Here is a 13338-nt window from a genome sequence, read left to right as displayed (position 1 = left end):
AAAAAATGAAAATTAAATTATCGCTCGTTGCTGTCTATTTATGCTGTTTAAATGCTCATGCACAAGATGTAAAAATAGAAGAGATTGATATTGCTGAAAATACCCTCATGAAATCATCTCTCATTAACAGTAAAAAAACCATTACAACCGATGAAAAAGTCTCAACTTCATTAAGTGACTCATTAAAAAAAGAGTTTTATGTAGAGTTTAAAAAATCAGGGGATTATGCCAATGAACCCTATATTAGAGGTCGTGGGAATAAAGGGGTACCTGTTTTTATAGAAGGAATGCGTCTGAATGCGGGACATGACGACTCAACCAATCTGTTTGCGTTAACAGACATTGCTGAAATTGATGTCTACCGTGGTGCCAATGGGGCAACATTAGGAATGGGAGCCATGAGTGGTGCCGTTGTTGTTAAATTCAAAGAGCCAAAATTTGGGGATACAAAAGAGGTCAATCTCTCTGGATTTGCCAATGCAAAAGGAAGTTTCTTATCCAAAGATGGTTACAGCAGTTCCTTGGGAACGACCCTTTACAATGACATTTTTAATCTCTCTTTAGGTGGTGGTTTTAATAACTACAATAACTATGAAGATGGAAATTCAGATGAAATACTGCACTCTGAATATGAAACATCCAACTACAATGGAAGTCTCTCTATTAAAACCTCACCGGACAGTTATGTATATGCCAGATACATGAAAGACGATGCACAATCAAGTGATCCTACAACCCGTTGGTACAACCCTTCAAATGGCTTTTGGACTTATACAGACCGACCCAATGATGAAGCAAAAAGCTATTTTGCTGGATTTAAAAAAATGGCTTACGCAGGCTTAAGTAACCTTGAAGTGCAATATTTTAAAAATGAATTACACTATGACTACAATGTTAAAAGAGAAGCTGCCATTGAAGAGCAACAAGAGCTTTTCAGAGAGAGTAAAACAGACGGTTTGAAACTGTCAGCACAAAAAGATTTGAGCAATCATCATTTGGCTTTTTCATCAACCTACTCTAACATGTATATTACCAATGGTGTAAGAACCTATAATTATGGTACCAGTTCATGGAATCCTTGGCAAAAAGCCTTTGGAATCACGGAAGGTGAAATAAAATCTTTTATGCTCAATGTCTCTGATGAGATTCAGTATGATAAAACTTTTTTCAATCTAGCTGCTGGATATGAGTATGTTAAAAGAGATGTTATTTCAAACATCAACAGTGCAAAATTTGCCACCTTAGTTCCTGCTGTACTTCTATCTCAAACACTTAAGGAAAATACCAATGAAGAAGACAATCTTTTATCCTTAAGTGCAACCATTGGATATGAAGTATCATCGGCTTTTATCCCTTATTTTAAACTCTCTAACGCAACAAGAACACCTTATTTTAATGAACAATATGGGAACAACCCTTCCAATGGAAGCCAAATTCCGAATCAAACATTAAAAAATGAAAAAGTCTATGGGGCAGATATTGGGGCAGATGGTCAAATTGATAAATTTTACTACAGCACCGCTTTGTTCTATCAAAAATATAAAGATTATATTGAATTGGTCGATACGGGTTATAAAACTACTCCTACAAATCTGACCATCAAACAGTATATCAACTTAGATGAAGCCACTGTTTATGGAGCAGAATTACTGATGGGGTATGAAATCGCCGATGATATTTTTGCCGAAGCAACCTACACACAAACACACGGTGAAAATGAAGATGACAATCAACCACTGGCGTATATCACACCACAAAAACTCAAACTCAGCCTTGCTCAACGAAAGAAAAAAGGGTTAAGTTGGGAAGTAGTTGAAGAGTTGGTGGATAAACAAGACAGAATATCTGCAATCAATGGAGAAAAAGAGACTGCAGGATATGCCTTAACCAATGCGTCTGTAAGTTATGCGTTTGGGGAATTGGGCATATTTAAAAGTGCTGTTGTCTCATTTGAACTCAATAATATCTTTGATAAAAATTACTCAGAACACTTAAGTAAAGCTTCAAGTACAGCGTATTATACAGCCAATGAAGCGGGTATCAATGGTGCTTTAGCACTGCAAGTTAAATTCTAAATCAAGGGAGAAAAAATGAAAAAAAGAGTTTTATATTCAATATGTTTGGCAACACTGTTACATGCGGGTGATACGGAACAGTTTACATTGGGAGAGATTGATATCAGTGGACAAAAAGATGTGAATAATTCAACTGAAATTTTCAGCGAAGATATTCAATTGCACAACTATGCAGACATATCTGAAGCACTCAGTAATACGGCTGGAATCTATTTATCAAATTCAGGTGCCCGAGCTGAAAAAACCATCTCTATTCGAGGTTTTAGTTCTACAAGAGTTGCAGTATTTATGGATGGTATTCCCATTTATGTTCCCTATGATGGAAATTTTGACTATTCAAGATTTACAACAGCAGATTTATCAAAAATTGATATTTCAAAAGGTTACTCTTCGGTTAAATACGGTGCGAATACCATGGCTGGAGTTGTCAATCTGATCTCAAAAAAACCAACAAAAGAGTTTGAAGGGGATATCAGTTTAGGCACTAGTTTTGATAATGATTTGGGTTTAAATCAATATACAACTTCCATCAACTTAGGCACAAAACAAAAAAACTATTATCTTCAATTTGCAGGAAGTATTCGAGATAAAGATCATTTTGATTTATCCGATGATTTTACATATACCAATAATCAACCCACACAAGAGAGACTGCATTCTGCTTCAAATGATAAAAAATACAGTCTAAAAGTAGGCTGGACACCAACAGATGAGAGTGAATATGCCATCATGTATTCTAAAATCGATGGTGAAAAAGAGCAACAAAATACAACCATAGATGACAGTACATTAAGTCGTCCAAGATATTGGAATTGGCCACAATGGGATAAAGAAGGAGTCTATGCTTTTACAGACAATAAAATTGGAGACAATTATCTCAAAACCCGATGGTTCTATGATAAGTTTGACAACTATTTAGAAAATTACAATACCAATTGGCAAAAAGTGACGTGGGGGAGCAGATATGATGATTACAGTTATGGTACATCAGCAGAACTGGGAATGCCCTTTACCAATCATGAGTTAGTATCTTCGGTCAGTTACAAATATGATTCACATAAAGGTTTTGATGAAAACAATGTAAAAGAGGAAGATTATGCCAATAGTACAATCTCTTTAGCGTTAGAAGATACCTATTCTTTAACACACTCTTTATCTTTAGTTACGGGCATAAGTTATGACAGATTAAGTGATGATACCATTTGGAAATCGGGGGTTAATTATGAAAAAGCCAAAGATATGGACAGTATTAATCCACAAATTGGACTCTTTTATGATATTAACGAACAACAAAAAGTAAGTTTTACGGTTTCCAGAAAAACACATTCACCGACTATGAAAGAGAGATACTCAACAGGGATGGGAACGGCTTTGGCCAATCCCGATTTAGATGCAGAAAAAGCAACACACTATGAACTCTCTTATGCAAATAAAGTGACTTCAAATTTTGATTTTAAAACAAACTTTTTCGTATCGGATTATAAAGATGCCATTCAATCCGTCAATGTGGGGGCTTTTAATCAAAACCAAAATATTGGAGATTTCAGACATAAAGGTATTGAACTTGAATTAAACAGCTATTTTGAGAACTTCTCATCGGGAGCAAATTATACCTATATCAATATCGAAGATAAAAATAACAGCGATTATAAACGAACAGGAATACCTAAACATGCCACTTTCCTCTACGCTCAATATGACATCTTAAAAGATTTATATGTTTATGCAAATGTGAAAAATGAAAGAGACATTTACCTTCAATATAGAAATAACACGTATGACAAAAGTAATTTTACAACGGTGAATACAAAAATTGGATATGACTATAACGATATGACATTTGAAGCGGGTGTGAAAAATGTATTAGATGAAAACTACTACTACGATTTAGGATATTACGAAGCAGGAAGAGAATACTTCGTAAATCTAAAATATACATTCTAAGGATAGATGATGAAACTGTTTATAGTGAGTCTGTTGAGTTGTTTACATCTGTTTGCTGCAACGTTAAGTGTCAATGGAGAAGTTCAACAAACACTTCATTTTGACAAAGAGAGTTTTGCAAAACTGCCACACACTACGCTTTCCGATGTTGCAGTGGTGTGTGCTTCAGGTCAAACCAAACAAGCAGCACAAAAAAAGAGTGGAGTTTTGCTCATACAGCTTATTCAAAATGCACACATTGATATAAAAAGCAAAAAAAAGCTCAATCAAGTGGTTGTTTTAGCAACTGCCATGGATGATTATGCCGTGGCATTTAGCTACAACGAACTGTTTAACACAGACATTGGAAACGCAGTGATTGTGGTCTATGAAAACGAAGGTTTTTCTCTGTATTCTAAAAAAGATTTTCTGACAGGGTCAAGACATGTTTATGCACTTGAGAATATTCAAGTACGCATGATACAAAAAAACTCATATTAAAAAAGGGAATTAACTAAATGAAGAAAAACAGATTACAGAAATATATTTTAAGTTTAATAACAGTGATTACTTTTATCAACTCAACTCTTTTAAAAGCAAATGAACAAAATAATATTTTACTCGCTCCAATAAATATTGAGGAGAATAATGAGACTGCATATAGAGAAGATTTAGATATAAGTAGCCCAGAGAACCTTTATCGTATTGAAAAAACTGCACAATTTGGAACAGAAGTAATCACCCAAGAAGAAATTGAAGCTCAAAATCCCAAAGATATTTTTGATTTACTCAATAAAACAACAGGGCTTGACTTAACTTACCAAGGAAGGAAACACCCCTACTTTATCAATATGCGTGGTGGTGGAAATATAACTTATATTATTGATGGAGCAATTTTACCACAAGCTGCCGATAGAATTTTATATAAAATTCCAATGAGTGCAATTGAAGAGATACAAATCGTAAAAAATTCGACCACTCTCACACTTGCACCAAGTATTGAAATAGGGGCATCAAACAGTGGTTCAGGAACAAATATAGGTTTTATTATTATAAGAACAAAACATCCTAAAAAAACAGAGGGAATCATATCTACATTTTATGAAAAAGCTGAAAGTCATCCAGGAGCAAATGGTCAAAACATTTATGCAGGAACAACCTTTAATAACAACGGTATTTCTGGATATATAGGGGGAATGTTAAATAGATTTAACAGACCAAGTGACATCGATTGGTTTGATGGAAATGATGGACGTTCAGGTATGATTAATGGAGGTATCTCATCTGGAAGTTTAACTTTAAACATTATGGGGTATAAAGATGAAGGACGATTTGAAATGCAAAAAGGGGTTGATACACAAGGAAATATTAGTCCTGTTGAATGGTATTACGACCCATTAAAAACTTCTCTTATATCTTTTGATGGAAACTATATATGGAATGAAAATCAAATAACACTATTTAGTCTTTCTAATCTTAAATATCAACAAAGTGAACATTCAACTTCTGATAAATATTATAAAGAAAAAACACAAACCTATAGTCTTAGACACAATGCACAGTTTAATGATACATCAATACAAATAGGAACACAATTAACTAATAGCGAAGGGAAAGGTCCAAACTTATCATACAGCTATAATGACTACGAAACTACTGTATATGGTTATGCTATTTCACTTGAACAATCTTTGTTTAATGATGATTTAATTCTTAATGCTGGGTATAGAAGAGATCAGAAAATAATTGATCACTCATCTTCTTCAAGAACTGAGGCACAATTTTTAAATAATCTTAATGCCAACAATAATTCTGACTTAGCACCTGCTAATGTATATGTCTTAGGAGCCCTTTATAATATTGATGATACGCATAAAATAAACCTCCGATATATGAATTCGAATGAAGGTGGAGGTGGAGATTTTAATTTAATCACACAATCAGGGGAACCTTTAGATGAAGAGAAACAAACTCGTTGGGAATTAGGATTGGAAGGGAACTACTCCAAAGCTTTTAATGCAATAATTACTTATTTTGATGTAGATATAAAAAATGAAAAAACTGCAACTTCAAATACATATCTGGATTCTGATGGCAATGAATATTACTATTATACTGAATCTGATTCAACTAGAAGTGGTTTAGAGATTGCCTTAAATGGGAGAATAAACAATGTAACACGATATAAATTCTCTTATACAAGAATGTTGGTTAATACCACAGATAACAATGATAGCATTGGAACCTCAACACCAAAAAATCTTTACACAGCATCTTTAAACCACACATATGGCAAGTACTCTTTTAATATATCTGCAAAAAAAGCCAGTGCCTATACCAGTTCAACGAGTGCAATGGGTACTTCAACGGATGTTCATTTAGGAGACTACACAAGAGTTGATGCAAATGTTTCAAAAGATTTTATCTTATATGGATTAGATACAACAATTAAAATATATGGAAGAAATATTACTGATGAACAATATGCAACACGATATACCACTGGGTATTATTATGATAGAGGAAGAACAATTGGTACAGAACTTTCTCTTCGATTTTAGGATTTTTAAGTGAAACAACTCTATATAATAACCATAATTTTACTCAATACCTTATATTTAGATGCAAAAATAGTAGAAGATATGATGTATAAAGAAGTTGAAATACCTTCTTCAATTCAAAAGGTATATGCACCCTCACCCTATGGTTCATATGCTCTTTATGCAATGGATCCCTCTTTACTTTCAGGATGGATATTTAATATAAAAGAGGAAAATCTCGCTTATCTCAACAAAAAAATGGAGACACTTCCAACTATTGGCAGAATTTTTGGTGCAGGTAAAAGTGCAAATTTAGAAGTACTTTTGTCCCAGCATCCCGATTTAATTATTATGTGGTCACATAATAATACCATAACAAAAAAAGAGGAAGAACGCCTTAAAGTTTTAAATACTCCTATTGTTTATGTTAAAGAAGAATCACTGTTGGACTACCCAAAAATTTTTAACTTTTTAGGTAAAGTTTTAAATAAAGAAGAACGGAGTCAAATCTTAGCTTCTTATACCAAAAATGTATTTCAAAATGTAAAAAAAACCATCAGCACTATTTCTATAGCAAACCGTCCAAAAGTATATTATGCGGAGGGTGTTGATGGGCTTTCGACAGAGTGCAATGACTCCATTCATGTTGAACTTTTACAGATTGTAGGAGATGTTAATATACACCGTTGTAAGACTACCAGTCATAAAGGATTTGAGAAAATTTCAATGGAGACATTAATACAATATGATCCAGATGTAATTTTAGTCCAAGAAGAGATGTTGTTCAATAAAATCAAAGATATTCCTCTTTGGCAAACACTCAATGCAGTTAAAAATAAAAGAGTCTATTATATTCCTAAAAAACCGTTTAATTGGTTTGATAGACCTCCTTCTTTCATGAGAATTTTAGGTCTTCAATGGTTAATGTCATTGCTTTATCCTGAAAAATTTCCATTTAATTTAGAAGACGAAACGAAAAAGTTTTACCAACTTTTTTTAAATGTCTCGTTATCAGAAACTCAAATCAAAGAGCTTTTAAAACAAATACCTATAGACCAAGGAGTTAATCAATGAATGTACAAAAACATAAAGGGGCTACCGACCCACAAAGTTTTGATCAAATTGTTCGAGAAGTTTTTGCTCCAATTTATCCCGTTATCGCGCAACAAATTATTCAAAAATCCCTACTGACACAAGGGAAATGTTTAGATGCAGGATGTGGCACTGGAGCATTGGGACGAGCCTTAGCAAAAGCCACTCAGATGCACATCATATTTTTTGACCAATCAGAAAAAATGCTCGAACTGTCAAAAAAATATGTTCAAAATGAGAATTTAACTAATCGAAGTTCATTTTTAAATGGGGATATTCATAATATTCCCTATGAAAATGAGAGTTTGGATTTGGTCATAAGCAGAGGCTCATTGCCATTTTGGGATGATTGGGCTAAAGCTTATGGAGAAATTTTTCGTATCTTAAAAAAAGGAGGGCAAGGGTACATTGGCTGTGGTTTTGGGACTGAAGAGTTACGTCATAAAATCATGAAAACAATGAAAAAGAACAATCCTAATTGGAAAGCCCCTGTCCAAGACTCTTTTGAGTCTAAAAAAGCAACATTACCACAAATTATAGAGACTTTAAACCCCAGCACAGTTGAACTCATTGATGATAAAAGTGGCTTTTGGGTTTATATTAAAAAATAAAGGAAACAGATGATTGATACACTAAAAATGTATATAGAATACAGTATTTTGGGAGTTTTGGCTTTGATGAGTTTTTTAACGCTTTGGTTTGCACTGGAGCGTTATTTTTACCTTTCAAACATATCATTGAATGATTTTCCTAAAAAAGGTGCACTGGAAAACTCTTTGACCAATAATTTGACCATCATATCAACGATTGCATCCAATGCCCCATATGTTGGACTTTTTGGTACAGTGTGTGGAATTATGATTACCTTTTATAAAATGTCGGCAAGTTCCAACTTTGAGACCAATGTGGTCATGATGGGATTGGCTTTGGCATTAAAAGCAACGGCAGTGGGAATTTTAGTGGCTATTTTTGCAACAATGGTTTACAATGGTTTGGCACGAAAAGTTGAAGTACTCATGACAAAATGGGAAGATATCTATGCGAATTAAAAAATTTGATTCTATGAATGTTATTCCATTTATTGATATTATGCTGGTGCTTTTAGCCATAGTCTTAACTTTTTCAACCTTCATTGCCCAAGGTCGAATTGAATTAAAACTGCCACTGGCATCCACAACTGTACCAAACACAGTCAAAATGCGTGAAATCTCTATTGATGCTCATGGCACAATTTTATTTGACAAAAAAGCGACAGAGATAGTTCAACTCAAAGAGATTCTCTCATCATTGGACAAACAAACACCCCTTTCACTTAAAGCAGATGAGAATACGCCGTTTAAAACGTTTGTGCAAATTGTGGATATTTTCAAAGAGTTAAAACTGGAAAAAATTTCTATTATTACCGAGATAGAACGATGAATCATACCTTAAAAGCATTTATTATCTCTTTTATCATTCATGCCTCACTTTTTGGTACTTTCCTTGAACTACAAAAACCCGAGCCTAAGAAAAAAGAGATGATCATTTTAAGTATGAACATGATTCATGAAATGACTCAAATCAAACAAGAGAATCGACCCAAAGAGCAAGTAACCACTAAAGAGCAAAAAAAACAAGAAAAGAAAAAAGAGATTAAACCCATAAAAGCCCAACCCAAGCCAAAACCCCAACCCAAAAAAATCACTCCTAAAAAAATCGAAAAAGAGATTCAAAAAAAAGAGCCTCCTAAAAAAGAAGAGCTGAAAAAAAGTGTGCTTCAAGAAAAAAAAGAGGAGCAAATAAAAAGAGTTAAAAGTGGGGAGAGTTATCAACAGCAATATCTCAAAAACAATTTAGCCAGTATCATTGCTGCAATTAAAAAACATAAAAAATATCCCTACAAAGCAAAAAAACATAATATGGAAGGAAAAGTGTTAATTGAATGCACCATTACAAACAATGGAAAACTCAAAAACATTCATATTCTTGAAGCATCAAAATTTACACTCTTAAATGAAAACAGTATCGAAATTTTAAGAATTGCTTCAAAAGAGTTTGAATCACCCAAACAAGAGGTCACTTTGACCATCCCTTTTAATTACTATTTAAATTAGTGTCGATTGTCTCTGATTAACATTTTTGTTTTATTATCAGTGGGTGTCATAATATCAAACAAGTCCGTTGCTTTGATTAACTCACCCAATTTTTTATACCCATAATTAATCGGCGAAAAAGAGGAGTTTTGGTTGATATATAAACCCACAGTGGCAATGTTTGACCAACCACTGTCGTCAGAAGTTTGTTCCGCTGCTTTTCTTAAAAGAGCAACCAGTTTGGTATCTTTTCGCAATTGTACTTTGGTTAATTTATTATTTGCAGTCACACTGGCCACATCCTCTTTGGTATAATCAAAAAGTTTTTCAACATAAATAAACTGTGAACATGCATTAACAAATGACTCAGGTGTTTTCTCTTCGCCATACCCATACACCGTTAAACCATTGGATAAAATTCGTGAGACCACAGGGGTAAAATCACTGTCACTGGTTACCAAAGCTAAAGCACCTAAATCTTTAGTGTACAACAGATCCATAATATCAATTACCATGGCAATATCACTGGCATTTTTACCCTTAGTGTAGGCAAATTGTTGAATGGGTTTAATGTTGTATTTGTGCAAAACATCTTCCCACCCTTGCAGACGTTTGTCTTTCCAGTTTCCATAAGCATTTCTGATATTGATTGTGCCATATTTTGACAAATCGTTGATGATACTCTCTATATATTTTGCACTGACATTATCACAGTCAATAAGCATTGCAACGTTGGTTTGTGGGGTTTTCATTTTTTTGCCTTAAAATTAATGGATAACGAATTGACACAATGGCGCGTATTTTTTGAAGTTAATCTCTCCCCTTCAAAAACATGTCCTAAGTGACCACCACAAGAGGCACAAACGATTTCAGTACGCCGTCCATCTTGGTCTGGAACTCTTTGTACTGTTCCTAAATCATCATCAAAGCTGGGCCAGCCACAGCCAGAATTAAACTTACTGCTTGATTCATATAAGGCAGCACCACACTTTTTACAATGAAACGTTCCTTCTTCTTTAAAGTCATTGTATTTCCCACTAAAAGGACGTTCGGTTCCTTTTTGTTCAATGACATATCGCTCTTCATCGGTTAATTCATTGTAGTGCATTTTAGCCCTTTATAACTCTGTTTTTGCCACTGTTTTTTGCTTCATATAAAGCCACATCAACTCTTGAAATTATATCTTCCATGGTATCTTCATCGCTAAATGTGGTCACACCAAAACTGGCAGTCACACCACCTTTTACAAAGTCTTGCAAATCGGCATCGGTTTCAAAAGCGACTCGTATTTTTTCAGCCACTCTAAACGACGCTTCAATATCGGAATCATCTAATAAAATTAAAAACTCTTCTCCACCCCATCTTGAAACACTGTCGCTGTTTCGAACTTCTTTTTTTAATATGTCTGCAATACGTTTAAGAACTATGTCTCCAACAAGATGACCATAACTATCATTGATTTCTTTAAAATTGTCTATGTCGAAAAATATGATTGAACGTTTAATATTATCACGTTTATAAAGCTTTAAGGCTTTACTGAAATATTGATTAAATGTTCTTCTGTTATGTAAATTGGTTAAATTATCATAAGAGGCGAATCGCTCTAGCTTCTTATTATAATCTTTAATGGTGATTAAAATAATAAAAATAATAATCACTGTAATAATCAAAGAGGTAATTAAGTTCCAGATAAATGTTTTTTCAACCTCTTTGGTGAAATTTTCAATTTGTGCTTCAACAATTAAATAGAGGTGTAACTCTTTGATATATTTGGTATTTAAAATGTAGTGTTTATTCTCAGATGAATACTCCAGTACCTTAGAACTTTGCTCTAAAATCTGACTGCTTAAAGCTTTAAGTTCTTCTTTGTCATTAATGGATTTTAATGTATTGACACTCGTTTCTGAAAGAACAACTTTCCCTTCCTTATCCACAAAATAGACATTAAAATTGTATTTCACTCGAAAATGTTTGAGCATTTCATTGATGTACGAAATTTTCAATCCAACGCCTGTGGCACCTAAATAGTGATACTTGTCATCTAAAATTTTGTAATTGATGAACATAATCAAAGAGTCACCCATATATTTATTGAAATCTAAATTGATTTCATAGTTGTCTTGAATATCTTTAAATTTAAAATACCAAGCATTGTTGGCATTTTTTTCTTTTACTTTTTCAAGCATTCCTTTTGAAGTGTAGTAATTATTGCTTTTATCTGAAACCAAAAAGGTGCTGAACATATTGTATTTGTTTTTTACCATCTCTAAATATTTTGAAATTTTAAACACATCTTGTTCATCATTCATCAACCAATCTTTCAAAAAAGTATCATTGGCCATCATAGAAGAGACCAACGTAGGTTCAATGAGGTTTTTTTGAACTTCAGTATAGATATTATCAATAGACAAGGGCATAGAACTCTCTTTAAGCTGCAATTGCGTTTCATCTAAGGATTTCTTATAATTCATAACGGATGAACCAACAGACAAAGAGATAAGTAAAAAACTGATGATAAAAACAACTTTATATTTTAAATTCATGAGTGTCCAAATTATTAGATTTTTAAACGTTTAAGAGTGCCGTATATTAACATTAAAACCATAAAGATTAATATACATGGAACTCATTTTGAACCAAAACTTCCCCATTTAACAAGATTTTACCTAAAAAAACATCGCCTTGATTGATTTGCCCCACTCCACTTGGGGTACCCGTCATTAAAATATCTCCATCTTCAAAACTCAAAAATGTTTGCGCTTCTTTTATGATCTGTAACGGTTTATGAATCATCAACTCAACACTGCCTTTTTGTTTGAGCTCGTTATTGATATACAACTCAATTTCTACATTATCCTCTTGATAATTAAAAGGAATAAACGTTGAAAATAGAGCTGAACCATCAAATGCTTTGGCTCTTTCCCAAGGTAAACCCTCTTTTTTCAGTCGGCTTTGCACGGCTCTTAACGTCAAATCAAGTCCAAAACCAACCGCGCTGATTTTCCCCTCTTCTATCATAAATGAAATTTCAGCTTCATAGTGACACGCTTGCTCATTGAAAGCAAAAATAAGCTGCTGTGCAATGGCAGAATTTGGCTTAATAAAAAAAACCATTTCATCTGGGATGGTGTTATTTAACTCTTTAATGTGTTCCACATAATTTCGTCCAATACAGACAACTTTTGACGGATATATAACTCGATTTTGACATAAAATATTATTCAAAAAAACTCCTTAGTATTAGAAGTTATTTTAACATATTTTGATAAAATAAAACAAAAGGATGCCCATGAAAAAAGAAAACTTATTGATTGTATTAAGCAGTGAAAATGAAGAGGTTGCACTTAAATTTCCTCTTCTTTATGGCAGTGTGGTTTTGCCACGGGAGTATTGGAAAAGTTGCCATTTAATGTTTTGGGGTCCTTCGATTAAACTTGCTGCATTTAATGAAGAGGTTCGGGGAAAAATTAAAGAGATGCAACAAACAGGCGTAACATTCAGTGCGTGTATTGTTTGCGTTGAAGATTATGATACGATTAAAGAGCTCGCCAGCTTAGGCATAGAACTCAATCACACCGGGGAACTCTTAACCAAAGCCTTAAAAGATGACTCCTACAGTGTCTTGACCATTTAAAA

The 13338-nt window shown here is 33.6% G+C and carries 14 protein-coding genes; 10 read left to right on the top strand and 4 right to left on the bottom strand.

Translation table 11 applies throughout. The annotated features are described in order from the left end of the window. The first annotated feature begins 5 nt into the window (after window positions 1–5). The 9 genes from ACNI3C_RS07890 to ACNI3C_RS07850 are packed head-to-tail and all read left to right on the top strand — an operon-like array spanning window position 6 to window position 9723. A complete protein-coding gene (locus ACNI3C_RS07890) occupies window positions 6–2075 on the top strand; it encodes a TonB-dependent receptor (protein ID WP_419769273.1) in 2070 nt (689 codons plus the stop codon). Between the two features lie 15 nt (window positions 2076–2090). Next, window positions 2091–4019: a TonB-dependent receptor plug domain-containing protein gene (locus tag ACNI3C_RS07885; RefSeq protein ID WP_419769272.1), complete on the top strand. Its 1929-nt coding sequence runs from the start codon at window positions 2091–2093 to the stop codon at window positions 4017–4019. Window positions 4020–4028: 9 nt separating this feature from the next. After that, window positions 4029–4499 carry a hypothetical protein gene (locus ACNI3C_RS07880; protein ID WP_419769271.1) on the top strand — a complete coding sequence of 157 codons (471 nt, stop codon included), beginning with the start codon at window positions 4029–4031 and terminating at the stop codon, window positions 4497–4499. Between the two features lie 17 nt (window positions 4500–4516). Further along, a complete protein-coding gene (locus tag ACNI3C_RS07875; protein ID WP_419769270.1) occupies window positions 4517–6559 on the top strand; it encodes a TonB-dependent receptor plug domain-containing protein in 2043 nt (680 codons plus the stop codon). A gap of 9 nt (window positions 6560–6568) precedes the next feature. After that, the gene (locus ACNI3C_RS07870) at window positions 6569–7612 is read left to right on the top strand and encodes an ABC transporter substrate-binding protein (protein ID WP_419769269.1); all 1044 of its coding nucleotides are present in this window, start codon (window positions 6569–6571) and stop codon (window positions 7610–7612) included. Beyond that, window positions 7609–8241 carry a class I SAM-dependent methyltransferase gene (locus tag ACNI3C_RS07865; protein WP_419769268.1) on the top strand — a complete coding sequence of 211 codons (633 nt, stop codon included), beginning with the start codon at window positions 7609–7611 and terminating at the stop codon, window positions 8239–8241. The genes ACNI3C_RS07870 and ACNI3C_RS07865 overlap by 4 nt, the downstream gene beginning before the upstream one ends. A gap of 9 nt (window positions 8242–8250) precedes the next feature. After that, a complete protein-coding gene (gene exbB, locus ACNI3C_RS07860; protein ID WP_419769267.1) occupies window positions 8251–8679 on the top strand; it encodes a TonB-system energizer ExbB in 429 nt (142 codons plus the stop codon). Further along, window positions 8669–9049, top strand: a complete 381-nt coding sequence (locus ACNI3C_RS07855) for a biopolymer transporter ExbD (RefSeq protein ID WP_419769266.1) — start codon at window positions 8669–8671, stop codon at window positions 9047–9049. The genes exbB and ACNI3C_RS07855 overlap by 11 nt, the downstream gene beginning before the upstream one ends. Next, window positions 9046–9723, top strand: coding sequence for an energy transducer TonB (locus tag ACNI3C_RS07850; RefSeq protein WP_419769265.1), 678 nt, complete (start codon window positions 9046–9048; stop codon window positions 9721–9723). The genes ACNI3C_RS07855 and ACNI3C_RS07850 overlap by 4 nt, the downstream gene beginning before the upstream one ends. Here ACNI3C_RS07850 and ACNI3C_RS07845 read toward each other — a convergent pair. The 4 genes from ACNI3C_RS07845 to ACNI3C_RS07830 form a co-directional block, all read right to left on the bottom strand. Then, entirely contained in the window at window positions 9720–10454 is a 735-nt protein-coding gene (locus ACNI3C_RS07845) for an NYN domain-containing protein (protein WP_419769264.1), read from the bottom strand. The genes ACNI3C_RS07850 and ACNI3C_RS07845 overlap by 4 nt on opposite strands. Beyond that, window positions 10451–10810 carry a methionine-R-sulfoxide reductase gene (locus ACNI3C_RS07840; RefSeq protein WP_419769263.1) on the bottom strand — a complete coding sequence of 120 codons (360 nt, stop codon included), beginning with the start codon at window positions 10808–10810 and terminating at the stop codon, window positions 10451–10453. Before ACNI3C_RS07840 ends, ACNI3C_RS07845 begins: the two co-directional genes overlap by 4 nt. A gap of 1 nt (window position 10811) precedes the next feature. Next, entirely contained in the window at window positions 10812–12245 is a 1434-nt protein-coding gene (locus tag ACNI3C_RS07835) for a sensor domain-containing diguanylate cyclase (RefSeq protein WP_419769262.1), read from the bottom strand. A gap of 67 nt (window positions 12246–12312) precedes the next feature. Next, window positions 12313–12927: a fumarylacetoacetate hydrolase family protein gene (locus ACNI3C_RS07830; protein WP_419769261.1), complete on the bottom strand. Its 615-nt coding sequence runs from the start codon at window positions 12925–12927 to the stop codon at window positions 12313–12315. 64 nt (window positions 12928–12991) lie between these two features. Between ACNI3C_RS07830 and ACNI3C_RS07825 the strand changes: the two genes are divergently transcribed. Then, window positions 12992–13336, top strand: a complete 345-nt coding sequence (locus tag ACNI3C_RS07825) for a DsrE family protein (protein WP_419769260.1) — start codon at window positions 12992–12994, stop codon at window positions 13334–13336. Window positions 13337–13338: the final 2 nt, after the last annotated feature.

It is taken from the genome of Marinarcus sediminis (SeqCode), from assembly GCF_048571275.1.
GTDB lineage: Bacteria > Campylobacterota > Campylobacteria > Campylobacterales > Arcobacteraceae > Marinarcus > Marinarcus sediminis.
The sequence above is the reverse complement of the archived record's forward strand: the minus strand, read 5'-3'. Positions and strand labels throughout refer to the sequence as shown.